Here is a 23,485-nt window from a genome sequence, read left to right as displayed (position 1 = left end):
CTCAGTAATTTACAACTGTACACACATTGCAAAGCCCACTACAAATAGAAGCTCCACCACTGGAGAGGAGGGAGAAACCATGAATGTATTAAAAGTACCTGCCCCAACGATTGCCATTTTTGTACTGCCGTGTCTGCTCCTGTACATAGGAACGGTATTCGTACCGATTCTGGTTTCCTTTTATACGGCAACACTGGACTGGAACGGTATCGGAGATGCCAAGTTTATCGGACTGGCCAACTTCCATACGCTGTTGTTCGAAGATACCAACTTCTGGCCATCGGTCAAGCGGACATTGATGTATTCGGTGTTCTCCATGATCGAGATTCCATTCTGTCTGCTGTTTGCCATCCTGCTGAACCGTTATGTTCGCAAGGGTAGCCGGCTGGTTACGATTTACTTTGTCCCCGTGATCCTGTCCAATGTTATTCTCGGACAATTGTGGAAAACGATCTACAACCCGACCTCCATGGGCGGTATGTTGAACGGTATTCTCGTTCAGTTGGGACTGGAGAGCTGGACGCACAGCTGGCTCACAGAGCCGGCGACTGCGATGTATGCCCTGTACTTTGTATCGTTGTGGCAGTACTTTGGCTATCATCTGCTGATCCAGTTCACGGGTGTACAGAATATTCCCGACGAGATCTACGAAGCTGCCAAAATCGACGGTGCAGACGGATTCAAAGCCGATCGTTATATCACGTTCCCGATGATCGTGCCGATCTTCAAAATCTCGATTGTACTGGCATTTATCGGTTCTCTGCAGGCATTCGAGCTGGTCATGGTTATGACGGGCGGCGGTCCGGCACATGCAACCGATACGATTGCGACCCATATGTATAACATGTCCTTCCTGTCCCAGAAATACGGATACGGCAGCGCGATTGCAACGTTCCTCGTTGTCTTCTGTCTGGCGGTAACCGTAGTGATCAACTTTATATTTAACAAAATCGAACGCAAGGTAACCTAAGGAGGAGAGCGAGATGCTAAAAGTGAAAAAAGGATTTGTGTATCTTCTCTTCGCAATCCTGGTTGTTACCCAGCTGTATCCGCTGTTCTGGCTGCTCATGTATTCCCTGAAGACCAACGAAGAGATCTTAAGCGGCAGCTTTTTCGCACTTCCGAATATTCCGCAGTGGCATAACTATGCGGAAGCCTACACTTCCGGCAGCTATCTCAAATATCTGGGCAATAGCGTACTCGTTACCGGTGTGACCCTGCTGGCCGTTATTATTCTGAGCGCGATGACCGCCTATGCGATCTCACGGTTCAAATGGAAATACGGACCGTATGTGCTACTGCTGTTCTTGCTCGGCATGATGATTCCGATGCAGGCGACACTGCTGCCATTGATGATCATCTTCAAAAACCTGGACCTGCTGGACACCCGCTGGTCGATCATTATTCCGTATACAGCGTTTGCGCTGCCGATAGCCGTATTTATCCTGAGTGGATTTATGCGGTCGATTCCGACGGATATTGAAGAATCGGCGTTTATGGATGGAGCGAGTGTATACCGGATTTTCCGCAGCATTATCCTGCCGATCTCGTTGCCACCGGTGATGACGGTATGTATTCTGACCTTTATCAATATCTGGAATGAATATATCGTGGCGGCGACGTTTATCTCGTCCGAGAATCTCAAGACGCTGCCGTTCGGGGTGTATACGTTCGTCAGCCAGTATTCGGTCAATTACGGTAATATCGGAGCGTTCCTGATCATGGGCGCATTGCCGGTTATCCTGATTTACTTTATCCTGTCCGAACGGATTACCAAAGGTATGGTAGCCGGTGCGGTCAAAGGCTAAAACAAGATAGCATCTGCTCTTGTCCGTGATCCTGCAGGGGAATTGGTGGGCAATCTGGAACAGATTGTACTGCCGGATCATGGAGTCGTCCTGAGCTGGATAGCTAACGTGCATGAACCGTAATAGTTTGTTTTGTCAAAACATCCCTCAACTGGTATTATCCAAGATATAGGAGCCTGGCGACAGCTGGGCAGAAGGTGTTCAAAACCTTCTGCTGCTGTCGCCCTTTGGCTTTTTCCGAAGAACGTGCAGAGAGGAGGAGCCATCTTGCCGCGCAGGTTCCATTCCATTCATACCCGGCTGTTTATCCTGTTCTTATTCTGTATGACTGCGATTTTGCTGATTGTCAGTGCGCTGTTCTACAACCGTACCACGACACAATTTCACGAAAAGCTGGGCGAGATTGCCCAGAAAAATGTCTCTCAGACAGCGGGTCTGCTGGATCTGCTGCTCGCCAGCTATGACAGTCTGTCCAAGTCAATCAGTACGAACGGAGATATCGTCCGTCTGGTCGGTGAGAAGAAAAAGCTGCCGCCGCAGGTCGAATACATCAATCAGCACTCCATTACCACGATGATGGGCGCGATCTACTTTTCCCGTGATGATCTGGTCGGGATACATATTATCGGGGAGAACGGCAAAATCTATAACTACGGCAATTACACGACAGTCGTCGATCCCCGTTATGGCAGCTCGGATTGGTACCGAAAGATCAACGACTCGTCCGGCAAAATGGTCTGGCTCGGCGTGTTTCCCCATTCGCTGATCGATACGACCGAAGACGATGCCGTGTTTGCTTTTGGGAGACCGATCTTCGATCTGAACGAGCAGCACCAGATCGGTATCGTTCTGTTCGAAGCCAAAGCAGATACGGTGCTGGCAGCGATGAGCAATCTGAAGCTGGGACCCAATAGCGACGTGGATATTATCACCCGCGAAGGCAAGTCTGTACCCACTTCCCTGGAAGCGAATCCGGTACATACGCTGCTGCCTGAACATATGAAGACGCCGAGCGATCCCGGCGAAGTCATTGTGGATCAGCTGGGGGATCGTCTGATCGCTGCTTCCAAACTGGGTACGACTGATTGGACCGTTGTCAGCTCTACTCCTTCCCAGGATCTGAACGTGGAGCTGACCCAGACCAAACGGTATCTGTTCATCGTCGTCACGATTCTGATCCTCGTCGCTGCGCTGATTGCTCTGATCGTCTCGCGGACGATTTCGCTGCCATTGCAGCGGCTGGTACGCCAGATGAAGCAGGTAGAGAATGGTAATTTCCATGGCATTGTCCGGGTGACTTCATATCAGGAGATTAATGTGGTGGTAGCTTCCTTTAACCATATGGTCAAGCGGGTGGAGGAGCTGATCAAGCGTGTCAAAATCTCGTCGGTCAGCGAAAAGAATGCCGAGCTGCATGCACTTCAGTCGCAGGTGAATCCGCACTTTCTGTACAATACGCTGGATATGATTTACTGGATGCTGGATGAGAAGGGCAATGACCGACTCGGCGAAGTCGTGCTGTCCCTGTCTCACATGTTCCGCTACAGCAGCCACTGGGAAGGTAATGCCGAGGTGACGCTGCGAGAAGAAGTGGAGCAGATCCGTCACTATCTCAATATTATCCAGATGCGGCTGGAAGACCGACTAACAGTGGAGATCGATATCGACGAGCAGTGGATGAATCTGCCGGTACCCAAAATGCTGCTGCAGCCGGTGATCGAGAATGCCGTCAAGCATGGTCTGGAAGCGCAAAAGTCCGGGCTACTCACTGTTCGCGCCGTACCAGATGAGAAATATCTGAATATCCGTGTGCAGGATAATGGTGCAGGTATGCCGGCCGAGACGCTGGCTCGCTTGCAGCGTTCACTGAATACGTATACCACCGAACCGGCAGGCGAAGAGGGATTATCCGCTGTTCGCCAAGGGATAGGCATGCAGAACCTGCATCAGCGGCTGAAGTATATGTTCGGCGAAGAATACGGCATTGGCATCGAGAGTGTGCCGGATGAAGGAACAACGGTTACCCTGCGGCTGCCACTGCCTGTTCAGCCTGCGGGGCAGGATGCTGCAGGACGACAACAGCTGCCGCATAACGGATCGGCCGGATCGGATTTTCGGACCGGAACAGAATAGACGCAATGAATGGGAAAGGGGAACCTGATATGCATATTCTGATCACAGACGATGAGAATTTTATTCGTGAAGGTATCAAGCGTACGATTATAAACGCATATCCTGATTATCATGTGCATCTGGCTGCTTCTGCCGAGGAAGCCGTGCAGCTGATGAGTGAGCACCGAATGGATATTGTGCTGACCGATATTCTGATGCCCGGTATCAATGGGCTGGAGCTGATGCGCATCTCACGCCACAAGCAGCCGCAGGCCAAATGGGTCGTGATCTCGGCGCACTCGGAATTCAGTTATGCCCAGCAGGCGGTGCATCTCGGTGCGCGCGATTATCTGCTCAAGCCGATCGGCAAAGCCAAACTGACAGAAATCATGGAATCGCTTACCCAGGAGATTCGGCAGGAGCAGATGCATTCCCGGGGCGAAGAGACCCTGCGGGAAGGACTGAAATATTTGCGGGAAGCGGCTTTTCAGCGTTTGGCTGCCGGTCTTAGTATCGGCAAGCTCAGTCTGGAACCGCTGGTAGAGGAATATCCGGAATATTATCTGCTGCTCGTAGAGCTGGAGAATGAGCAGCATGGTCCGCTGGAACATTTTATTATCGAAAATGTACTGACCGAACTGATCGACCGTTATGGCAAAGGGTTCGTTACCAGCTTTGACCGTAACAGCTTGCTCGGCCTGATCAGACCTGGCAGCGAGATCGAGATGCGGGTGCTGCAGGAGCAGATCCGCTCCCATCTGCATAAATGCCTAAAGACACAGCCGTTCCGCAGTGTACATTCCGGCCCTTATCGGGATTTCGAACGTATCGCCGGAGAAGTGCGCCAGCTCCGTCAGCGACCAGCAGCCGGTGTACAGGAGCAGAATGAGCCGCAGGGCAGCGAGACTGCGATTCATATAGCACTTCAGTACATCAAGACTCATTTTAATGAAGAATTATCACTGGAAAAGGTAGCGGCCGTCGTCTTCCTGAATCCGGTCTATTTCAGTCAGCTATTCAAGCAGAAGACCGGACAGGGATACAAGGAATATGTAATTTCCCTGCGTATGGAGCAGGCCAAGCAGCTGCTGCTCAACCCCAATCTGCGGCTCGTCGATATTGCAGAACAGATTGGCTATGGCAGTGTACGGCACTTTACCCAGGTATTTCGCAAAAAATTCACGCTCACACCGACGGAATACCGGATGCAGCGTAATGTAGTGGATCACTAAAAAGGAAATAGAAGAAAGATGAAGAGGCAGGCAGCGATGCTATAGCTGCTGACCGGCTGATCATTGTTCGTACTGATTCTCATGGTATGTCCGTTGTATCCAATAATGAAGTCACAATACTGTAGAGACGCATACGAATGATCAGTTAAATTCCTATTTTGCAGGATGGAAAGATAGTGAATACGGCTCGTACAGAATGAATAAGGCGTACCTGTAAAAATTATACAAATAGTTATATAATGACGGTTAAGTTCACAGCTTAACCGTTATTTTTTGAAATTTTAGCTGGAGGAGTGAAGGTATGAATAATTACATAAAAAAGGGACTGTGTATTGCTTTGACCGCTGGCTTGAGCTGGTCGCTTGGCAGCAGTCTGGCTGATGCGAAAATGACTTCGTTTAAAGATGTGCCAAGCCAGTATTGGGGCTATACGGCGATTCAGTGGGGAGTGCAGGAACAGATCATTCAGGGTTATCCGGATCAGACTTTTCATCCTGCCCAAAAGGTTAACCAACAAGAGTATTTGACGATGCTGCTGCGGGCTTACCATCCATCCGATCTGGATACGACACAGGCATCCGGCGACTGGGCGGCTCCATATCTCCAATATGCCAGCAATATGGGATGGAGAGGTGTGCCATCCTCATCAGGCAGCAAAGATACGCTGACAAGAGGACAGGCAGCCATTTATATGGCAAATGCCGTCGGAAAAAATTACAGCGAGACGGATTCGATCCGCTATCTGCTTGATCAGAATCTGGTGACAGGGAAAACGTCTGCTACTGTAGAAGGCTTCCATCGGAATGATCCGGTTACACGTGCTGAAGCTGTTACCATGATCCAGCGTCTTCATCAAAAAGTAGAGAAGCTTCAGAGTATTCCGGTGGCAGAGCAGCAGTATACGTCCGGTCAAGCAGGGGAAAGCACAGATGCAGGAACGAATCGCACAAGCCAGTATACCAATTCGGAGCATCACTTTTCCGTGAGTTTGCCGGAGAGCTGGTCTGGTAAATATGAGACAGTTCCCGTTAAACGTAATCAGACCTGGGCTGTAGACTTTGTGGATAAGCAGGCCAAAGAATGGGGCGGAGTAGTCTTTACGGTAGCGATCTGGCCAGCCAAACAATGGCAGAGCCAGCAAGAGGAAGTGAAGGAGCAAGTTCCTGTTCAAAAGCTGGGAGAATACAAGGATCAGGTGTATCTACTTTTCACACCTACAGATGTGCAGTATGATCCTTCCGATTCCGAACAGACCAAACAGTACAATCAGATGTCCAATCAGGTTGCCGGGATCGGTAAAACTTTTCAGATCGTGAAGTAACAACAAGGTAGCTGTTATATACAACAACAGGGTCATGGAAAAGATACTTCTTTTCCATGACCCTGCTGTTTGATTTCTCGATTACTATATCGCTATTCATTAATCAGCAATGCCTACGCGTGAACGAAGATACTGCCGATCCTGCAACTGCTGATAGGCAAAATGCGCCGTATCTCCCGTCGAGATGCGTGATCCATCTTCCGGCAAAATGTCCTTTTCTACGCGGTATTGCCCGGTATAGTCTCCATCCGGCAAATAGGTAGGACAGATTATCGTCCAGTCGAGTGAGGATTGCAGCAGCTGTTCATACACACTACGATGCTCCTCGGCAGCACGGGTACTGCGCCGCTTGGACTCGGAGGACTGATAGCGGAACAGCTCCGGCTGGGTCCGGCTCTGCAAAATACCGGCAGTGCCTATGGTAATCAGCCGCTGAATGCCCTGCTGCTCCAGCAGCGGAATCAGTATCCGGGTGCTCGCAGAGAGAGTATCTGACCCATCGGTGCCGATCGCGCTGATGACGGCATCCACTCCGTGAAGCGCAGTAAGCAGATCATTCGGCTCCAATACACTCCCGGTGAAGATATGCAGCTGTTCCTTCCACCGGGCAGTGTCTTCCTCTGCTGGCAGATAGTACCGTTTGGCAAAGTCAGGTTCCTGTATCGTCTGCAGCAGCTGTTCCTGCAGCTTCTCCGGCGAGCGTACAAGCGTATGCACTTCATGTCCATTTCGCAGTGCATGCTGCAGAATCAAACGCCCTGTTCGACCGGTTGCTCCCAATAGCAGAATTCTCATGAATAATCACTCCTGCTCCATGGATTATTCTTCAGCTTCATTCCAATGCTGGCTGCAGAATTCGGCGAGTTCCTGCTCTTCCTCATCCTCGAGATCGAACTCCAGCAGACGATCGGTTCCTTTTTCGAGCAGGTCATAGGTTACCAGCTTGCCCTGTTCACCATCTACACCATATACGGCGCGGATATAGACACCATTTGGGGTGTACAGATCGTCTTCTTCATCGATATTCAGATCAAGCATGAATTCATAACGCTTGCCGGTCAGAATGCCAAACGGGTCGCGAATCCATTCTACCTGATAACTTGTAATTTCCATTAAATGTATACCTCCTGCGCATCGATTGGTGCGCTTATTTATAAAGTAGTTAATATGGGCGCAATATCGCGCCAGATTTATTATATCATGCTTGTAAATGGGGAATGAAGCGTTTATAGAAGAGGAGGAAGGATGGGAGATATATATAAGATGTACAATCCGTATTCGTAAAAATCATGACTGCTCCAGACTTCACTCCAAGTATCTTAAAACGGTTAGGAATGCCAAAAATAAGACCGGCAGCACGAGGCTTGTCGCGGTGAATTGAAGAGGGTGATGGGGATTCCATGTATATAATGTTCAGAGTGTGATGGATACTGCCATATAGCTTTGCTATGTTCGAAAAGGCATGTGATTAGGAATTACATAAGGATGGAACTTTGAGCGTGACTTGGCATATAATTACAATAAAAAAGAAATTCGTAAATACCTTGAAAAGTTTAAGTTGTATGAAGTTCGTAAATAATACGTTAAGCGCAACTTCTGAAGGGCTAATTAAAAAGCAATTTAAGAGCAGAGAATGGTTGAAGTCTTATTAAACGACGAAGCAGATTCGGAAACGAAGCACGCGCTGCGAGAGTAAATCAAATGTAGCATATGGGCATGATGTAAACATTGATTAAGGAGAGAAGGAATGAAATTCGAGCATAAGGCTAACAAAAATAATAAAATAAAAATCTCCAAAAATTCAAAGATGTTTTTAGAACTGAGAGAAATCGTTAACCGATTTGATCCTGTAAGTTTAGTAGAAAATGGCGCTCCTGATAATGAGCATGATGATTTAACTACAGCCCTATTAGAACTTCTTTTTAAAGAATCACTCGATGAAGCTCGAGATCTTTTGATTGAATGTGAAAGATGGTATGGGTATGATCCAAACGATATTAAAGAAAAATATTATACAAAGATTGATCGAACACATAAAGAAATTTTAAATTGGTATGCTGCTATCAAGAAGAATTAAAGATGAAGTCAGGATAAGACTCATGAAGTGAACTCAGGAAGACAGAAGCAACGCTTAACATAATATTTACGTTGCGGGCATACGCCCTTGATCCGGCATTCGCCGGATACCCGACATACGTCGGGTCGTAAATACAGGAACGTTAAGCGAAACTTCCAAAAGCATTAGAGATTAAAAAGTTATAACCAAATTACAAAGTCAATAAAGATGGGACTTGATATCTACAGGCAAAATAACTTCAGTATTTAAAAATATAAGTTATTTGGAGGTTTTTAAATGTATAAGGAAAATTACAATCCAATTAAGACAATGAATATTACAATGTCTGTAAGTGAAATACTAAATCAACTAAAAGAAAAGATTATTGCTTTTGATGAAAATTTAGAACGTAGTTTACGATGGACTGAATACAAGCAAAATTTGTTTCTTGATTCTTTAATGAATGACTATCCAATGCCTAGTTTATTTTTTTATGAGGAAGAATATAACACTTATACAATAATAGATGGAATTCAAAGGCTAATTACATTATATTACTTTTCTTTAAAGGACTATAGTTATAGGAACGCTTTAAATTTTCAAGGTAATACCTTTGAAAACTTGAGTAATTATGATAGACAAAAATTCTTAATGGCAAGAATACCTGTTACTATTGTAGCTTATATGGAAAATAGTCAAGACGTAATTACAGATATTTTTTATAGATTGAATATTGGTGGTGAAAGTCTAAATAATCAGGAATTACGTAATCGTATGTTTGCAGGTGATATGTTGAAAGAGATTGAGATGATCAGTGAACACCATTTATGGAGAAGTATGTATAGGGGGTCAAGAAAGGATAGATACAAAGATTATGAACTAATACTTAAGTTCTTCACGATTATGGATAAGCATTCTACTATGTACAAATCTAATGACGAAATAGATCAATTTCTACAATACAATAGGTTTGATCATAATAAAGCTCGAAAATATGGGCAATTATTTCTGAATACATTAGAGTTCATAGAAAATAATTTGGAAAATGAATCTATAACGCAAAACGGAAGGTTCAGTCTTGCGCTGTATGACGCTTTTGTTATACCGACTGGATTATTTATTAGAGACGATATTAAAATTTATAACTTAAGAGAGAGTTTTAGTAGAGTATCTCAATTAGTTATTAGAGGAGAACTGAAAGGAAGAAGAACAAGTCAAAGAGTGAATATTGGCTGTAAAATTCTTGGTGGTGATACATATGAATTTTAATCATCCTGATATTGATTCATTTTATAATAGTTTCCTTAGGGAACTAATGAACATTGAGCAATTTACAATCAGAACCGCTAATGACGTAAAGATTCGATCAGTGCTAAATACAGACGTATATACAAAAGCTACACGTTTTTTAGAAGGGTCTGTTAAACATATAATTTATACTAGTGCAATGATAAGAGGGGATAATAGTACAGAGCTTCTAGAGTTGGTAGCGAGATTAAAATCATTAAATAATCCTAAATTTGATAAAATAAAGACCATAATAATGAACGAGCTTAATTTTAATATCGAGGATGGTTTTAGGTGTGGAGCCTTTATAGGGAATGATAAGACTTTGTTGGACGAAATTGTTAATAATAGACACAGGAATGTTCATGCTTCTGAAGACGTATCTCAATGGTACAATTCTAATGCCAAAGATATTGAAAACTTTAAAATTGAGTTTGAAAGTATGATAAAAATTATATCTTATATTGATGGAATTAGTTTTGATAGCGCTAGTAATAATTTTGTTAGAGAATTCCCGTAATACTTAGTCAAAGGCTCTTCATCATAAGTTGCTTTTGATGTTGTCTATTTAATTAGTATAGTAAGCAATTCAAACATAGAAGAAACAACTAAAGTACGTGGGGAAATTCAAAGAAGTCAGAAGCAACGCTTAACATAATATTCACGCTGCGGGCCATACGGCCCTGGATCCGACATGCGTCGGATACCTAGCATGCGCTAGGTCGTGAATACGGGAACGTTATAGGAAATCAACTTAATAAAATTGAAAATCAAAATAATATAAAGGCGGATACTTGTATGAACAAAAAGTTGATTAATTCAGGTTTAATTTTTTTAATGGCATTTCCTTTCTTGATCAATATAACATTCATGGGAAGGACTACATCTATTACATATGGTACTACTGAATCCTGGATAGGTTTTTTTACAAGTTATGCTGGAGGGATTTTTGGTGGTCTTATCGGTGGGCTATTCACTTATTTAGGAGTTAAACAAACAATTAGTAACCAAGCAAGACAAAAATACATAGATGAATTTCCGGGGAAAATTAATCTGCTTAGGGAAACCATACTGGAACTTGAAAAAAACATGATTTATTTAGCTATAATGAACATTTTATTAAAGGTAAGCAGCCATTTGAAAATCCATCAACGTATTTTGATTCAATGTCGATTTTAATTAATGAATCAACAGAAAAAGGGATTAAAATAGAAGCTACTCTTTATGAGAAAATGAAAGAAATCAGAAGTAAAAAAGATAAGATTCTCTTGAAATCAGTTAATCATCCTTTAATTTCCCGTCAAATTGCTGACGATGAATTTGGAACAAATGCAATAACTCCTGTAAAAACCATCGAGTTTAGAAAAAAAGTACAAGATGAAATGAATATTATATTAAAAGATCTCATGAATATTTTGGAAAATCAATCGATTAAGATGGAAGAAATATTTAAAAAATATGTAGGTAACTAATTTGAGCGTATTTCAAAGAAGAAGGTGACACCCTATAACATAATATTCACGCCGCGGACATTCGTCCTTGGCCCGGCATTCGCCGGACACTCGACATGCGTCGAGTCGTGAATACAGGAACGTTATAAGAAATAGCCGAAAAAAATTATAACCAAAGTTCTTTTATTAACAGAGAGGTGATCTCATGTCTCAATCATATAAAGTAGATAGAGTTAAATTAATGTCGTATAAGTGTAAGCCTAAAAAGCTTGTAAAAAATATAAGAGGAAGATATTTAGCAAAAAGTCAAATGGTTAGATGCAGTGCTACAGCAGTAAGATTCGATTTTGTTAATTTTAGAGGATCGCATTTTAAAAAAGTTTCTTTCAAAAATGCTATTATTACTGGATGCGATTTTTGGGGAAGTTCTTTCAAAGATTGCTCTTTTGAGAATGCTGTAATATCAGACTGTGTTTTTATGGCTTGTAAATTTAAAAATTGCAATTTTAGAGGGGCAGTAATTAATTATTCTACGATAGTCAACACTAGCTTAAAAAAATGTGATGATATTAAACTGCTAGAAAACGTCAAAGTGTTAAATCAGTATCCTAAAATAAATGTTGACGCTCTCTTATTACAAACACTTGAAAATCTAAAGGACGATAAATATATTCGTAAAAACAAATTGCTTCATTTACCCGGAGCTAAATATAATCATTTAAATTTGTACCTCTTACAAACTAAATTTTCAAAACATGAATTACCCAAGCTATTAGCACGTTTTCAAGATAAGTCAACAAGAAACATTACTACTTATAAGAAAATGGAATTGGAATTGAAAAAGATGAGAAATGCTGTATAATAAACTTGTCCTGCCCCACACAGTTGAGAGATTGTGTTGCTAATGGTGCTGAATAAGCGAGCGGGGACTGTAACATGATAGCTAACATTCAAGGAGGGATGTCTATGATCTCTAATTTGTGTACTGTAGTAGGATTCATTGGTTTGATGTCAGTGTACCTGTTGGGTAAATTAGCCCCTCTTGATTGTTTGGGGTAGTAAATTAAATTACGTCAATTAAAGATATGAGATATGAACGGAAAAGAGGATTTAACTCTTTTCCGTTTTTTGAATTGAAAGAAGCTCAGAGACGTCAGCCACTTTTTATAACATAATATTCACGCTGCGGGCATTCGCCAGACACCCGACATACGTTGAGTCGTGAATACAGGAACGTTATACGAAATAGGCCAAACAAGGAGAGTATATGAAATATTTTATTGGAATGGATATAGGAGTACAAAACAGCTTTCGGTGGGTTGTTCTTGATCAACATGGTACGGTTTACTCTGAGGGAAAACATATTCTTGTGTTGAGAAAACTAATGGATGAACTGCTAGCTGATGAGGACAATCTAATTGCTGTTGGGGTAGAAGCGCCTATGTGGATTCCACTACCGAAAATTAAAAAGACAAACTATGAATTTGGTCCCAGGTTTTATGGAGAAGAAAAAAGAGAATGGTACTTAGATAATGGTGGAGGAGCATCAATTAAAGCTATTTCTTTGCTAAGTAAAATTTTTGAGGGGTTAGAGTACTCTTGTACGGTAGATAAAAGCAACTGGAAGAAAGAAATTTGTAGAGTTTACTTATTTGAAGGGTTTGTCACGGGGGACAGTAAACCTCATTTTCAATACAATTATTTAATGCAACGAAATTTCTTTAAATCAAAACATAGTGTAGACGCTTACTTAACTGCATTGTCTTTTTATGTAGTAGACAGTTCAAAGTATTATTTGATTACTAGCATACTAGCTTATTCTCATAATCAAATTAACAGTTATAATAATGTCGATGCGTTCATTTCCATATGGCATATGATTTTTCATAGAAATAATGTGATTATAGATCCTAAACAAGAATATCCTTGTAACATATATAGTTTTTCTTTTTAAAGTATTTCAGAGAAGTTGACTTACATCATATAACATAATATTCACGCTGCGGGCATATGCCCTTAGTCTGACATTCGCCAGACACTCGACATACGTTGAGTCGTGAATACGGAAACGTTAAATGAAATTACTGAAAAGCGTTAAATAGAAAGAAGGTGAGTCATTATAGTGAATTCTAATAGCAATAAATTAAATGATTTTTTTCAACAGCTCGAAAATATTAAACAAACTTATAGTGATTTATCTTCTTCATGCTTGCATAAGGAATCAAAAATGTCATGGACTGAATTCAAAAAAGAATATGAGAGTATAGGGGAAGTAATTAGCTCAGATAAGTTCAAAGATATTCAATCAGAATTAATAGAAGAAGTCATATATTCAATATTAGAAATGCTTGATGGTTATAGTGATTTAGATTTTGAGCTGGATCTTGTATATCATCAAACAGGAGAATCTATAAAAAAGGGAGTACAACTACATGATAAATATAGAGATTTTGTAGACAAGGATAAGTAGTGGAAGCAGATCAAGAAGACAGTAACATAATATTCGCGCTGCGGACATTTGTTCTTGGTCCGGCATTCGCCGGACACTCGACAGTCGTCGAGTCGTGAATACAGGAACGTTAGGTGGAATTTGATTGGCAGAAGTGGAGGTAACATGGAAAAATTAACTATCGCAAAATATAAAAATGGGTATATTAAAATTTCTGATTACAATAGATCAATACATAAACAAGGAGAGATTTTTTGTCCATTCTGTAACCCGTTACTAGAAGTGACTGGGGTACAAAATACATTTTTTAGAGCATTGCCAGGTAGAGGCGGACACAATTGTAAGAGAACAGCAATAGAATATTTTAATGCTAATTGGGAAGGTAGAAAATTAGTTGAAACACTTAGCGGCAATGAAGGGAACCTTGAAATAGTAATTGATTTTAACACTTTAAAAAGAGAGAGCGAGAGTATTGATAATGAAAAAATAGTTCGGCTTACCGACAATCTCTCAACTAAAGAAATTGAAAAATATAATAAATATACAAATTATAAAAAAGTATTTAGAGATATTATAAGAACCGTCTCTCAAATGAAAAATTTACTTGAGAAAAATACCATTGATGAACTACAAAAAATTAAATTCAAATACAAAATAGGAGATGAAGAGTTAGGAATTAACGAAGTAGTAATTTTAGCAGATGAGCTTACAAAGAGGCTAAATTTCAAGGAAAGATTCGTTATATATATTGTTCAAAGTGTTAAAGTTAGCAAGGGGAAACTCTATATTAATTCTTACGAAATCGGTGGGAAGAATATAACGACTTCTTTTGCATATAAAGCTGAAAAGAACAAAACAAACATTAAAAAAGATGATATCGTCATAGCCTTCGGAAAGATTAATTATTATGAAGGTACAGATCGTTATTATTTAAATACACTTAGCGATTTAAATGTGAGTGTAATCAAGGACAAAGACTTGCGTTTAAGATTCAGTAGTAAAGAAATTAAAGAGAACAAATTAAGCAATGATAAAAAACAAAGTACTGACTATAAGCTCGCTAGTAAGGCTAATTCTCAGCCCAATATAAAACGAGAGCATATTAGTAGATTGATCAATGTTCCAGAACGAAAAAAAGACAAAATAGAAAAAGTTGAGGTTCTTCCTCCGCCTAAAGAAATAAAAAATAAGCACGACGAAAAAAAAGAAGCATTTAGCGAAAAAAAAGTTTTTAGAAAAATGATTCAAAAATTTAGTAACTACTTTAAACGTAGCTAATCAAACTACATCTAACATAATATTCAAGCTGCGGACATTCGTCCTTGGTCCGGCATGCGTCGGATCGTGAATACAGGAACATTATACGAAAATCCAGGAAAGTGAAAAAGACAGACGAGCAATTTTTCAATTTCAATATATTGTTAAATTTATTAGGGGGAGAAAAGTATGAATAAGTGCATCTATTGTAATGCTGAAATAACAGAAAAGTCTAATGAACATATCATTCATTCTGCCTTAGGATCTAGTTTGCAATCGAACAAAATAATCTGTAAAGAATGTAATAACTACTTTTCAACAAAAGAGTCTGGATATATTGACAATAAGTTTGTTGAGCAATTTGCAGTTATAAGAAATCTATTAAACATAAGAAGTGATAGAGGAAAAATGCCTCCTATCATAAAGAAGATAGAACATGAGGGTAGTGCGATACTGTTAGAGCCAGGTGGAAAGTTCGCTTATCAAAAATCTAAAAGAGAAGAGATGAAAGATGAAGAAGGTAATATTAAATTTAAAATATCAGCTCCAAACTTAGAAAAGGCTAAAGAACAACTAAAGCATGTGCAAAAGCAATATGGAAAAGGTTTTTCTTCTATTAATGCAGTGTCGAGAAAAACATATATTAATAAACCTATTGATCTTGAGTTAAGTATAGGAGGAGAAGAAAGCACTAAGGCTGTTGCTAAAATATTGTATAACTTCATTCATTATTTAGATAGAGAATCAATAATTACTCTTCCTAATATTGATTGGAGCAGTACTCAAAATTATTTAAGATATAGTAAAGATATAGACAATAGAAGTACTGGAATTGATTATGTGAATCCTCTTCCATACTTAATTCCTGAAGAAGACTTAGCAAACTATGTATTTATATCAGGATCAAAGCACCAAAAACTTATTTATGGACACGTTATAGTATTCGGACATATATATTTTTCAGCTATAATTCATAACGAATATGAAGGAATTGATTTTAGTTATGGAGTTAGACAACCTATCGATACTAAACGTGAAGAAATATTTCTCAAACTAAAAAAGCAAAAATTCAATCCAGATGTAATTAGAGATAAAGAAAACTACTTAGTGGAAAATATTGAGGGGATGAAAAGTAGCTTAAATAAAATTTTAAATATTTATGCAGAAAGATCAAAGAAAGAAGAGCTAGATAAAATTATAAGTCAGGCAATAAGTGAAGTTTTCAAGGGATACGAAGGAGCCTATATTAATCCTGAGCATATTCAAAAATTGTCTGCAAAAGTAGCGAAAGATTTTGTGGATTGGAGATATAGAATCGACTCAGAAGTACCTATTGAATTAAAAGATGAATTAGAGGAATGAGTTCTTGAAATTAAATTAAAAGAGTAAAGAACATAAATTATAAAGGAGTAGAGCTTTCTCAAAGGAGTATGAATATTCGTCTAACATAACATTCACGCTGTAAAAATTCGTCTTTGGTCTGGCAGTTGCCAGACACCCGGCATATGCCGGGTCGTGAATACAGGAACGTTATCAGAAATTATGGACAAAATACAAATGTAGATCGATAGGAGTAAGATGAATATGCATGATATACATGATTTTTTGTTGGCTGCTCAGCGTGATATTCAAGATGAATATACTCGAATTTTAAAAAGAGCAAAAGAAGATCCTGGGACAGCAGGGGATCAAGGTGAAGAAAACTGGGCTTCTTTACTTAAGAGTTGGCTTCCTAGTTACTTCCAAATAGTTACTAAAGGAAGAATACTTTGTGATAATGGATATGCATCTCCACAAGTTGATGTTTTAGTTCTACATCCTTCGTATCCTAAGGTGCTTTTAGACAAAAAATTATATTTAGCTGCGGGTGTCGCAGCTGCTTTTGAATGTAAAACTACCCTCAAAGCTTCTCACATTAAAGAGGCAGTAAGAACTGCATCAAGTTTGAAGAAAAATATTTCTAATCGATTAGGTTCACCGTATAAAGAATTGAATTCAAGTATAATCTATGGGATTTTAGCACATTCATATTCTTGGAAAGCTCAAAATTCTAAGCCAATAGATAATGTCGAGAAAACATTGTGGGCAGCTGATAAGGAGTTTGTTGAACATCCAATTCAGCAAATCGATTTCATAACAGTCTCAGATTTAGCTACTTGGCAAACAAGTAAAATAGTTTATATGTCACCTAAAATCCTAGACGGTAATGAAACTCTCAAAGAGATATACGGAGAGAATGGATCGGCAGTAACTTCTTACACAGCTTCGGCAATAGGTGGAGATCATCAAAAAGATTATTTTACACCAATAAGTGTTTTATTGGCTGGTTTATTTTCGAAATTGTCATGGACATTTAAAGATATGAGAGAGCTTGAATGGTATTTTCGTAAAGTTAATATGATGGGTAGTGGGCAAGGTAGAATACGGAAATGGCCAATTACAATTTATTCTCAAGAAATTAGAGAGAGAGTATTTAATGGTGAATTATCAAACGAAATGACATTCGATGAGTGGAATAATATATTTTAAAAACCTATTATTGTCATAGTAGTCTATAGCATCTGATAACATAATATTCACGCTGCGGGCATTTGTCCTGGGTCCGATATTCACCGGACAACCGACATGCGTCGAGTCGTGAATACAGAAACATTATACTACAATCTCTAAAAAGCATAAAAGAATAAAGTCCATACAATATTGTTCTAATTAAATCACTGAAAATATAAATAATAGAATATCGAAAGGTTAGGATGCTTATGAAAATCAAATCGATGATTGTCGGTCTCCTGGGGGCTATGGTACTTAGCACCTTCAGTCCTATAACGTCCACTGCCGAGGCTGCCAATGTTGTACCGGTTCATTTGAAAGTCGGAAAGTATTCGATCCTTTACACGCAGCCTGCTCCGCCTTTTGCCGACCAAGCACATAGGGTGCAGGTTCCGCTTCGGTCGATCGAAGACCTGCTGGGCGGTAAGGTGAAGTATAACCCATCGTCCAAAACGGCAGATGTCGAATGGATGGGTCATACCTTCCAATTCATGATCAACTCCAAAATCGCTCAAATCGACGGGAAGACCGTGCAGATGGACACCACTCCCGTTTTAAAGAATCAAGCTATGTTTCTTCCGATCCGCTTCTTTCTCGATGCGACTGATGTGAAGTGGCGCTGGGATCAAGCCTCACAGCAGATCATCCTTTCGGATGATCGGGTGGTCAAAGGAGAACCTTTTGAAGACTTCATGGGAATGGATGCCACGAGCGTGAAAAATGAAAATGCGCTGGTCATTCAGTCGTATTCGATCAAAGGCAAGTATATGACAATAACGGCTCTGAATGTTTCCGGTCATACGATTCCGGCGGGTAAAGCGGATATTAATCCTTTGTTTCATTACAGTAATGGACAGTTTGGTATGGATCCCTATTCGCGATCTTCTGAGCCACCACTGAAGGCAGTAAGAAAGGGAGATACGGTGAGCAAGAAAATAAGAGGTGACATTACAGAAGATGTTGACTACGTGATTACGGTGGGACGAGAATTGAATTGATCGTTTATACCGGTAAACCAGTGTAAATCATTAAAGAACTAAAAGCTAAGAATCGAACTCAATAACGAAAATAGTGAACGAATACAGTAAGGAGCAATAAAGATGAATGAGATTTCAATAGAAGAAGCAAAGCTACTAGGTGTAGAAGCTATTCATAATGTAATGGAGAATGGTGAAAAAAGGTTTCGTTTAGTTAATCAAGATGGAAGTTCTTATATTCGAACAGAAAGTTCAACATTTGGAGCTTGGCAAAATAGTCATTACCATAAACATCTCAATGAAATTTATATTGTAGAGAGTGGATGGATAGTTTATGCAGAACTCGCTGAATCAGGGGAACTAACACTGAAGTACTTGAAATCAGGTGAAATGGTCTCTGTTATGCCTTTAAAGCCTCATAACATTTACATGTCTCCAAGTACCGTTACACATGTAATTAAGTATGGTGGTAGAACGGTCGAAAAACCGGATTGGTTTCATTCACAGGAATTAGATCGATTAATAAAACCTATTGCCGAAACAGAATTAATAAAAATGATAGAAACCAGAATCGATAAATAAATCTATATAAATGATAGGTGAAAACCAAATGAAGATTGTATAGGCGATTTGGAGAAGACGCTGACATCCTATAACATAATATTTACGTTGCGGACATCCGTCCTTGCTCCGGCGGTCGACGGACACCCGACATACATCGGGTCGTGAATGCAGGAACGTTAGGTGAAATCCCTGTAAAGCAAGTAAAGGAGGCATATGAAAACTTTAAATTACTTAGAGACTAGATCTTCAAGTCGATACGATGAGTTTGATCCGGACCAAGATGGTAATAAAAACACCCAATTTGCAGATTTCATTATTGATGGTAGATCGTTATATCAAATGCTCAGAAAGCAGGATAGGGTTCCTTCTCTAGGATGGGGAGGTCAAGAACATCAAAAAAATATGATTGATTACTTTCTATTAAAGAAACAACATGATTATTTGTATGAACGATATCCCCTGTTAGTTTGCCCATGGTGCGGAGACGAAGAGTGTGGATTCATCTCTGTTTACATTGAGAGGGAAGACGATTGGATTATATGGCATGATTTTAAGGTAGAACCTAGCAATCAAAGTATTGATATAGGCCCTTTTTATTTCAAGTGGGATAACTATGAGAAAGCGATTAATAGTACTTTTGGAATAGCGGGGAGCCAATAATATTTTAGAGTATTTCATAAAAGACAGGGACATCACCTAACATAATATAGTATAAGTACCATAGAAAATACATTTCACCTAAATAGGAGGTTGTATAAATGGCATTTCCAACACACATTGTATCGGCTGGGGGAATTGTTGAAGATGAGAATGGAAACATTCTGTTAGTAAAGGCCCATGACGATGGTTGGGTTTATCCGGGCGGTATAACTGAAGTTGGTGAAAACTTGATAGATGGCGTAATTCGTGAAATTAAAGAGGAAAGTGGAATAGATGCTACAGTTAGCCATTTAATTAGTATCGTGTCGAATACAGCGATTCATAAGTGGTATGACGGTGTGACTGATGTTCCAACGAAAGTAATGTTTGATTTCGCATGCAGATTTTTAGGTGGTGAGTTGTCCACCTCTGAAGAAACAAGCGATTGCAGGTGGGTTCCAAAAGAAAAGGTACTAGATATGATTACTCTGCCTGCTATCCGTATGCGTTATGAAGCCTATTTGAACTTTAACGGGTCTGTAAATTATATCGAATACGTTACTGCGACAACGTCAGAATGTAGCATCAAACTGGAAAGACCTGTTTAGTTACATGAGACGTAAATAGGTATGGATCTCGAAGAAAGCGCTGACATCTTATAATCTAATATTTACGCTGCGGGCATACGCCTTGGGTCCGGCATACATTGGACACTCGATATGCGTCGAGTCGTGAATACAAAAACGTTATGCGAAAACTTTGTAAGATTAAACCTAACTAAAGCCTAGTAATGGATGTGAAGAATTGGATTTTAAATTGGTGACGTGTACACATATAGGCATGTATGGACACGCTCTTACTAAAGGGAAAGTTTATCAGGCGGTAGCTGAAGAAGCTGATCGATTTAGAGTCATTGGAAACCATAGTAAGAGAGTATGGATTGATAAATCTTATTTTGCTGACGGAGAAGTAGAGGTTCCTATTCTAAGTAGCTGGAAGTTTGATGATCCCTTAGAGGATTTCGATTTGATCGAAGTGACGGTGACTTTTAGTAATGGAATGAAGAGATGGTGTCTAATTACAACACCAGAGAGATTGGTCAACCACTTTAAACAACCTCATTTAGATCCACCAGGGTTTAATATCCAGCACTTAATCATTGTAAGAACAATGAATAATGAAGATATTGAACACACTTTAAAACATTTAGATGAACAAGGCGAAATCGAGAAAGCAACCCTGTTGTTAGAATAGAAGATTCGAAGAGGATAAGGGAATCGCATAATATAATATTTATGCTAAAGACACTCGTCCATGATCTGAAAGTCGCCGGATACTCGACGGCGTCGAGTCATGAATACAGCAACGTTATAGAAAATTATTGGAAAGATAAATTTTAAAACTAAAGGAAGAAGTCGAAATGAAGATTGCGCTTTTGACTGATATACATGGTAATAATCCAGCCCTACAGGCCGTTCTTTCTGATCTCGATTTCCATAACGATATTGAACATATCTATTGTTTAGGAGATATGATTGGTATTGGTCCCAATTCTAATGAGGTAATTGAAACGATCAAAAACCGTAAAGACACAACAGTTATTTCTGGAAATCACGAAGAAGCAGTGTTGAATCTACTGCAAGGTAAAGGCCCTCTCTTGGGTCATGAAATGGTTGCTGAACACCATGAGTGGATCGGGAAGCACTTAACTAAAGAGAACATTGAATTTATAACCCATTTACCCCGAACATTAGATGTAGAGATAGAAGGACAACGAATATTAATTACACATTATCATAGGAAGAAAGAAGAACTAGAGGAGATTGATGGAGTTCCTACAGGATTGAAATTAGATACAAGATATAATGGCTCTCCTTATGACTTGATCTGCTTTGGACATCATCATCCGATTCATTACTTCAAGACGGCTCAACGAGTTTATTTAAATCCTGGTGCATTGGGTTGTAATGATTATTCGATTGCTAGATATGCAATTGTCGAGCTCAAGGAAGAGACAATAGACATACAACTTTTAGGAAGAGCCTATGAGAACAAAGCGTTTTTAAAGTCTTTTGAAGAGTTGAAGGTTCCAGATCGAGAATTTCTTATTAAAGCTTTTCATGGAAACCAACTTGAAAGAGATTTTGAAGAAGACAATAACATCTCATAATATAATATTCACGCCGCGGGCATACACTCGAGATGCGTCGAGTCGTGAATACCGTAACGTTAGATAAAACCACTCGAAAACAAAGGAATAATCACATGATAAAAATCAATAAAAATGAATGGTCAGAACCTCTTAAAATTATATTAGGAGCATCTTCACAAGCCTATCCAGGCTGGATTCAAACCCAAGAAGAAGAGTTGAATTTACTAGATCGATCTGATTGGGAAGAAAGCTTTAATTCGAGAAAGATTAGAGCCATTCTTGCAGAACATGTATGGGAGCATTTGTCTTATGAAGAAGGTATGAAAGCAGCAAGGATTTGTTATGATTTTCTCGAACCAGAAGGATATATTCGGTGTGCAGTTCCAGATGCTTTTTTTAGGAATAAAGAATACCAGGATATAGTTCAGATCGGTGGACCTGGTCCGAAAGAGCACCCGGCTGCAAGTCATAAAATCGTACATAATTATAAGACAATTACAAGTATGTTTGAAGAAGCAGGATTTAAGATTAGATTACTGGAATACTGTGACGAACATGGAGAGTTTCATTATAAGGACTGGAATCCTGAAGATGGTTTTATTTATAGATCCCTTCGATTTGATCACCGAAATAAAAATGATGAACTAGGATTCGTATCACTGATAGTAGATGCAGTAAAAGAAATGTCGGAGTGATTCGAAGAGGACAAGGGGATAGCATAACATAATATTTATGCTGCGGACATTCGTCCTTGTTCTGGCATTCGCCAGACACTCGACATGCGTCGAGTCATGAATACAACAACGTTATCTGAAAGAATCTAAATAGCAAAAAAATGGAGTGATTATATTGAATCAAATCCCAAAAAGTTGGAATACAGATAGACTTAGCATTTCTAATTTAACCAAGCAGGAAGTTCCAATCATTCAGGAGATATACCAAACAAGTACATATATGAATGCATGGGACGGTCGTGAGTATGATCCGGATCATATCAGAAAATGCTTAATGAATGGAAATCTTCCACCAGAAGGTTTACTGGAGAACTATAGAATACAAACGATACGAATAACGGAAAATCTGCAACCCATTGGTCTAATTAGTCTATATCATGGATATCCAGTAGAACATTCCCTGTATCTTGAGTTTCTATATATCCATGGAGACATCCAAAAGCAAGGATTTGGACAAGAGATCATAAAGGAATTCTCCTCAGTTGTTGCTGAATTAGGGTATAAAGAAATTCGAATTAATGTCTCTACGAAGAACTGGCCAGCGTTAAGATATTGGATTAAATCCGGATTTAGTGAAGTGAATGGAATTTATGGCGATTCGATTTACTCGGAATCTAGCTTTTCCAATTTGGAATTAATGATGACTTTATAAGTATCTCACGAGGTCAGATTCCTTTAGATAACGTTAGTATTCACGCATCGGATCCTGTCGGCGCTTGAAGTCAGTGGGACGTAGTAAATACGGAAACATTATATGCAACCTTAAAGATAGCCAAAACATAAGTGGAAAAATAAGATGATGAAGCGCCGATTTCCCAATCGGTGCTTTTTGTTTAGAGTGTAATACATTAGAAAATCAAAACAATTGACGACCTGACTTTAGGATCAATCAAATG

General features: G+C 39.6%; 26 protein-coding genes. 24 read left to right on the top strand and 2 right to left on the bottom strand.

Going from position 1 to position 23,485, the window contains the following annotated elements; all coding sequences use genetic code 11:
• Window positions 1-79: 79 nt before the first annotated feature.
• The 5 genes from H065_RS0119560 (at window position 80) to H065_RS27165 (ending at window position 6,473) form a co-directional block, all read left to right on the top strand.
• Complete coding sequence (locus H065_RS0119560) at window positions 80-970, top strand: carbohydrate ABC transporter permease (RefSeq protein ID WP_017814780.1); 891 nt, start codon at window positions 80-82, stop codon at window positions 968-970.
• A gap of 13 nt (window positions 971-983) precedes the next feature.
• On the top strand, window positions 984-1,808 hold the full coding sequence (locus H065_RS0119555; RefSeq protein WP_017814779.1) for a carbohydrate ABC transporter permease: 825 nt from the start codon (window positions 984-986) through the stop codon (window positions 1,806-1,808).
• Between the two features lie 267 nt (window positions 1,809-2,075).
• Window positions 2,076-3,941, top strand: a complete 1,866-nt coding sequence (locus H065_RS0119550; RefSeq protein ID WP_017814778.1) for a sensor histidine kinase — start codon at window positions 2,076-2,078, stop codon at window positions 3,939-3,941.
• A 29-nt stretch (window positions 3,942-3,970) separates the two neighbouring features.
• Window positions 3,971-5,152 (top strand): response regulator, encoded by a 1,182-nt coding sequence (locus H065_RS0119545; RefSeq protein WP_017814777.1) that lies wholly within the window; start codon window positions 3,971-3,973, stop codon window positions 5,150-5,152.
• Between the two features lie 301 nt (window positions 5,153-5,453).
• A complete protein-coding gene (locus H065_RS27165; protein WP_017814776.1) occupies window positions 5,454-6,473 on the top strand; it encodes an S-layer homology domain-containing protein in 1,020 nt (339 codons plus the stop codon).
• Between the two features lie 99 nt (window positions 6,474-6,572).
• Here the strand turns inward: H065_RS27165 and H065_RS0119535 are convergent, their stop codons facing one another.
• Together H065_RS0119535 and H065_RS0119530 are read right to left on the bottom strand one after the other, a co-directional pair.
• Window positions 6,573-7,268 (bottom strand): NAD(P)-dependent oxidoreductase, encoded by a 696-nt coding sequence (locus H065_RS0119535; RefSeq protein WP_017814775.1) that lies wholly within the window; start codon window positions 7,266-7,268, stop codon window positions 6,573-6,575.
• Between the two features lie 24 nt (window positions 7,269-7,292).
• Window positions 7,293-7,586 (bottom strand): DUF6509 family protein, encoded by a 294-nt coding sequence (locus H065_RS0119530; RefSeq protein WP_017814774.1) that lies wholly within the window; start codon window positions 7,584-7,586, stop codon window positions 7,293-7,295.
• A gap of 634 nt (window positions 7,587-8,220) precedes the next feature.
• On the opposite strand from H065_RS0119530, the gene H065_RS0119525 reads away from it, so the two are divergent.
• From H065_RS0119525 to H065_RS0119435, 19 genes are all read left to right on the top strand, one after another.
• Window positions 8,221-8,550 carry a hypothetical protein gene (locus H065_RS0119525; protein ID WP_017814773.1) on the top strand — a complete coding sequence of 110 codons (330 nt, stop codon included), beginning with the start codon at window positions 8,221-8,223 and terminating at the stop codon, window positions 8,548-8,550.
• A 276-nt stretch (window positions 8,551-8,826) separates the two neighbouring features.
• Complete coding sequence (locus H065_RS0119520; protein ID WP_017814772.1) at window positions 8,827-9,798, top strand: DUF262 domain-containing protein; 972 nt, start codon at window positions 8,827-8,829, stop codon at window positions 9,796-9,798.
• Window positions 9,788-10,336: a hypothetical protein gene (locus H065_RS0119515; protein ID WP_017814771.1), complete on the top strand. Its 549-nt coding sequence runs from the start codon at window positions 9,788-9,790 to the stop codon at window positions 10,334-10,336. The genes H065_RS0119520 and H065_RS0119515 overlap by 11 nt, the downstream gene beginning before the upstream one ends.
• Before the next feature lie 278 nt (window positions 10,337-10,614).
• Entirely contained in the window at window positions 10,615-10,995 is a 381-nt protein-coding gene (locus H065_RS0119510; RefSeq protein WP_017814770.1) for a hypothetical protein, read from the top strand.
• Window positions 10,983-11,288 carry a hypothetical protein gene (locus H065_RS0119505; protein WP_017814769.1) on the top strand — a complete coding sequence of 102 codons (306 nt, stop codon included), beginning with the start codon at window positions 10,983-10,985 and terminating at the stop codon, window positions 11,286-11,288. The genes H065_RS0119510 and H065_RS0119505 overlap by 13 nt, the downstream gene beginning before the upstream one ends.
• Before the next feature lie 184 nt (window positions 11,289-11,472).
• On the top strand, window positions 11,473-12,129 hold the full coding sequence (locus H065_RS0119500; RefSeq protein WP_017814768.1) for a pentapeptide repeat-containing protein: 657 nt from the start codon (window positions 11,473-11,475) through the stop codon (window positions 12,127-12,129).
• A 405-nt stretch (window positions 12,130-12,534) separates the two neighbouring features.
• Window positions 12,535-13,221: a hypothetical protein gene (locus H065_RS0119495; RefSeq protein ID WP_017814767.1), complete on the top strand. Its 687-nt coding sequence runs from the start codon at window positions 12,535-12,537 to the stop codon at window positions 13,219-13,221.
• 168 nt (window positions 13,222-13,389) lie between these two features.
• Entirely contained in the window at window positions 13,390-13,737 is a 348-nt protein-coding gene (locus H065_RS0119490) for a hypothetical protein (RefSeq protein WP_017814766.1), read from the top strand.
• Between the two features lie 144 nt (window positions 13,738-13,881).
• Window positions 13,882-14,994 carry a hypothetical protein gene (locus H065_RS26425; RefSeq protein ID WP_017814765.1) on the top strand — a complete coding sequence of 371 codons (1,113 nt, stop codon included), beginning with the start codon at window positions 13,882-13,884 and terminating at the stop codon, window positions 14,992-14,994.
• A gap of 168 nt (window positions 14,995-15,162) precedes the next feature.
• Window positions 15,163-16,335 (top strand): HNH endonuclease, encoded by a 1,173-nt coding sequence (locus H065_RS0119480; protein ID WP_017814764.1) that lies wholly within the window; start codon window positions 15,163-15,165, stop codon window positions 16,333-16,335.
• 222 nt (window positions 16,336-16,557) lie between these two features.
• Window positions 16,558-17,502 (top strand): DUF6602 domain-containing protein, encoded by a 945-nt coding sequence (locus H065_RS0119475; RefSeq protein ID WP_017814763.1) that lies wholly within the window; start codon window positions 16,558-16,560, stop codon window positions 17,500-17,502.
• A 230-nt stretch (window positions 17,503-17,732) separates the two neighbouring features.
• Window positions 17,733-18,521, top strand: coding sequence for a copper amine oxidase N-terminal domain-containing protein (locus H065_RS0119470; RefSeq protein WP_017814762.1), 789 nt, complete (start codon window positions 17,733-17,735; stop codon window positions 18,519-18,521).
• Window positions 18,522-18,623: 102 nt separating this feature from the next.
• Window positions 18,624-19,082, top strand: a complete 459-nt coding sequence (locus tag H065_RS0119465) for a cyclic nucleotide-binding domain-containing protein (protein WP_017814761.1) — start codon at window positions 18,624-18,626, stop codon at window positions 19,080-19,082.
• 195 nt (window positions 19,083-19,277) lie between these two features.
• Window positions 19,278-19,724: a hypothetical protein gene (locus H065_RS0119460; protein WP_017814760.1), complete on the top strand. Its 447-nt coding sequence runs from the start codon at window positions 19,278-19,280 to the stop codon at window positions 19,722-19,724.
• Window positions 19,725-19,822: 98 nt separating this feature from the next.
• On the top strand, window positions 19,823-20,311 hold the full coding sequence (locus tag H065_RS0119455) for an NUDIX hydrolase (protein WP_017814759.1): 489 nt from the start codon (window positions 19,823-19,825) through the stop codon (window positions 20,309-20,311).
• A 196-nt stretch (window positions 20,312-20,507) separates the two neighbouring features.
• On the top strand, window positions 20,508-20,957 hold the full coding sequence (locus H065_RS0119450) for a hypothetical protein (protein ID WP_017814758.1): 450 nt from the start codon (window positions 20,508-20,510) through the stop codon (window positions 20,955-20,957).
• A 166-nt stretch (window positions 20,958-21,123) separates the two neighbouring features.
• The gene (locus H065_RS26420; protein ID WP_017814757.1) at window positions 21,124-21,873 is read left to right on the top strand and encodes a metallophosphoesterase family protein; all 750 of its coding nucleotides are present in this window, start codon (window positions 21,124-21,126) and stop codon (window positions 21,871-21,873) included.
• A 95-nt stretch (window positions 21,874-21,968) separates the two neighbouring features.
• Window positions 21,969-22,550, top strand: coding sequence for a class I SAM-dependent methyltransferase (locus H065_RS0119440; RefSeq protein ID WP_017814756.1), 582 nt, complete (start codon window positions 21,969-21,971; stop codon window positions 22,548-22,550).
• 154 nt (window positions 22,551-22,704) lie between these two features.
• Window positions 22,705-23,241, top strand: coding sequence for a GNAT family N-acetyltransferase (locus H065_RS0119435; protein WP_017814755.1), 537 nt, complete (start codon window positions 22,705-22,707; stop codon window positions 23,239-23,241).
• The last annotated feature ends 244 nt before the right edge of the window (window positions 23,242-23,485 follow it).

The sequence above is a fragment of the Paenibacillus shenyangensis genome (genome assembly GCF_000346635.1).
GTDB lineage: Bacteria > Bacillota > Bacilli > Paenibacillales > Paenibacillaceae > Saccharibacillus > Saccharibacillus dauci.
Note: the sequence above shows the minus strand (reverse complement) of the source record. Positions and strands in the feature narration are given on the sequence as shown.

Excerpts from the sequence above, each read along its gene's own strand:
- H065_RS0119505 (WP_017814769.1), top strand. The coding sequence starts at position 10,983 with ATGTCGATTTTAATTAATGAATCAACAGAAAAAGGGATTAAAATAGAA.
- H065_RS0119495 (WP_017814767.1), top strand. The coding sequence starts at position 12,535 with ATGAAATATTTTATTGGAATGGATATAGGAGTACAAAACAGCTTTCGG.
- H065_RS27165 (WP_017814776.1), top strand. The coding sequence starts at position 5,454 with ATGAATAATTACATAAAAAAGGGACTGTGTATTGCTTTGACCGCTGGC.
- H065_RS0119525 (WP_017814773.1), top strand. The coding sequence starts at position 8,221 with ATGAAATTCGAGCATAAGGCTAACAAAAATAATAAAATAAAAATCTCC.
- H065_RS0119475 (WP_017814763.1), top strand. The coding sequence starts at position 16,558 with ATGCATGATATACATGATTTTTTGTTGGCTGCTCAGCGTGATATTCAA.
- H065_RS26420 (WP_017814757.1), top strand. The coding sequence starts at position 21,124 with ATGAAGATTGCGCTTTTGACTGATATACATGGTAATAATCCAGCCCTA.
- H065_RS0119470 (WP_017814762.1), top strand. The coding sequence starts at position 17,733 with ATGAAAATCAAATCGATGATTGTCGGTCTCCTGGGGGCTATGGTACTT.
- H065_RS0119510 (WP_017814770.1), top strand. The coding sequence starts at position 10,615 with ATGAACAAAAAGTTGATTAATTCAGGTTTAATTTTTTTAATGGCATTT.
- H065_RS0119500 (WP_017814768.1), top strand. The coding sequence starts at position 11,473 with ATGTCTCAATCATATAAAGTAGATAGAGTTAAATTAATGTCGTATAAG.
- H065_RS0119465 (WP_017814761.1), top strand. The coding sequence starts at position 18,624 with ATGAATGAGATTTCAATAGAAGAAGCAAAGCTACTAGGTGTAGAAGCT.
- H065_RS0119460 (WP_017814760.1), top strand. The coding sequence starts at position 19,278 with ATGAAAACTTTAAATTACTTAGAGACTAGATCTTCAAGTCGATACGAT.
- H065_RS26425 (WP_017814765.1), top strand. The coding sequence starts at position 13,882 with ATGGAAAAATTAACTATCGCAAAATATAAAAATGGGTATATTAAAATT.
- H065_RS0119515 (WP_017814771.1), top strand. The coding sequence starts at position 9,788 with ATGAATTTTAATCATCCTGATATTGATTCATTTTATAATAGTTTCCTT.
- H065_RS0119480 (WP_017814764.1), top strand. The coding sequence starts at position 15,163 with ATGAATAAGTGCATCTATTGTAATGCTGAAATAACAGAAAAGTCTAAT.
- H065_RS0119530 (WP_017814774.1), bottom strand. The coding sequence starts at position 7,586 with ATGGAAATTACAAGTTATCAGGTAGAATGGATTCGCGACCCGTTTGGC.
- H065_RS0119535 (WP_017814775.1), bottom strand. The coding sequence starts at position 7,268 with ATGAGAATTCTGCTATTGGGAGCAACCGGTCGAACAGGGCGTTTGATT.
- H065_RS0119545 (WP_017814777.1), top strand. The coding sequence starts at position 3,971 with ATGCATATTCTGATCACAGACGATGAGAATTTTATTCGTGAAGGTATC.
- H065_RS0119560 (WP_017814780.1), top strand. The coding sequence starts at position 80 with ATGAATGTATTAAAAGTACCTGCCCCAACGATTGCCATTTTTGTACTG.
- H065_RS0119555 (WP_017814779.1), top strand. The coding sequence starts at position 984 with ATGCTAAAAGTGAAAAAAGGATTTGTGTATCTTCTCTTCGCAATCCTG.
- H065_RS0119455 (WP_017814759.1), top strand. The coding sequence starts at position 19,823 with ATGGCATTTCCAACACACATTGTATCGGCTGGGGGAATTGTTGAAGAT.
- H065_RS0119440 (WP_017814756.1), top strand. The coding sequence starts at position 21,969 with ATGATAAAAATCAATAAAAATGAATGGTCAGAACCTCTTAAAATTATA.
- H065_RS0119520 (WP_017814772.1), top strand. The coding sequence starts at position 8,827 with ATGTATAAGGAAAATTACAATCCAATTAAGACAATGAATATTACAATG.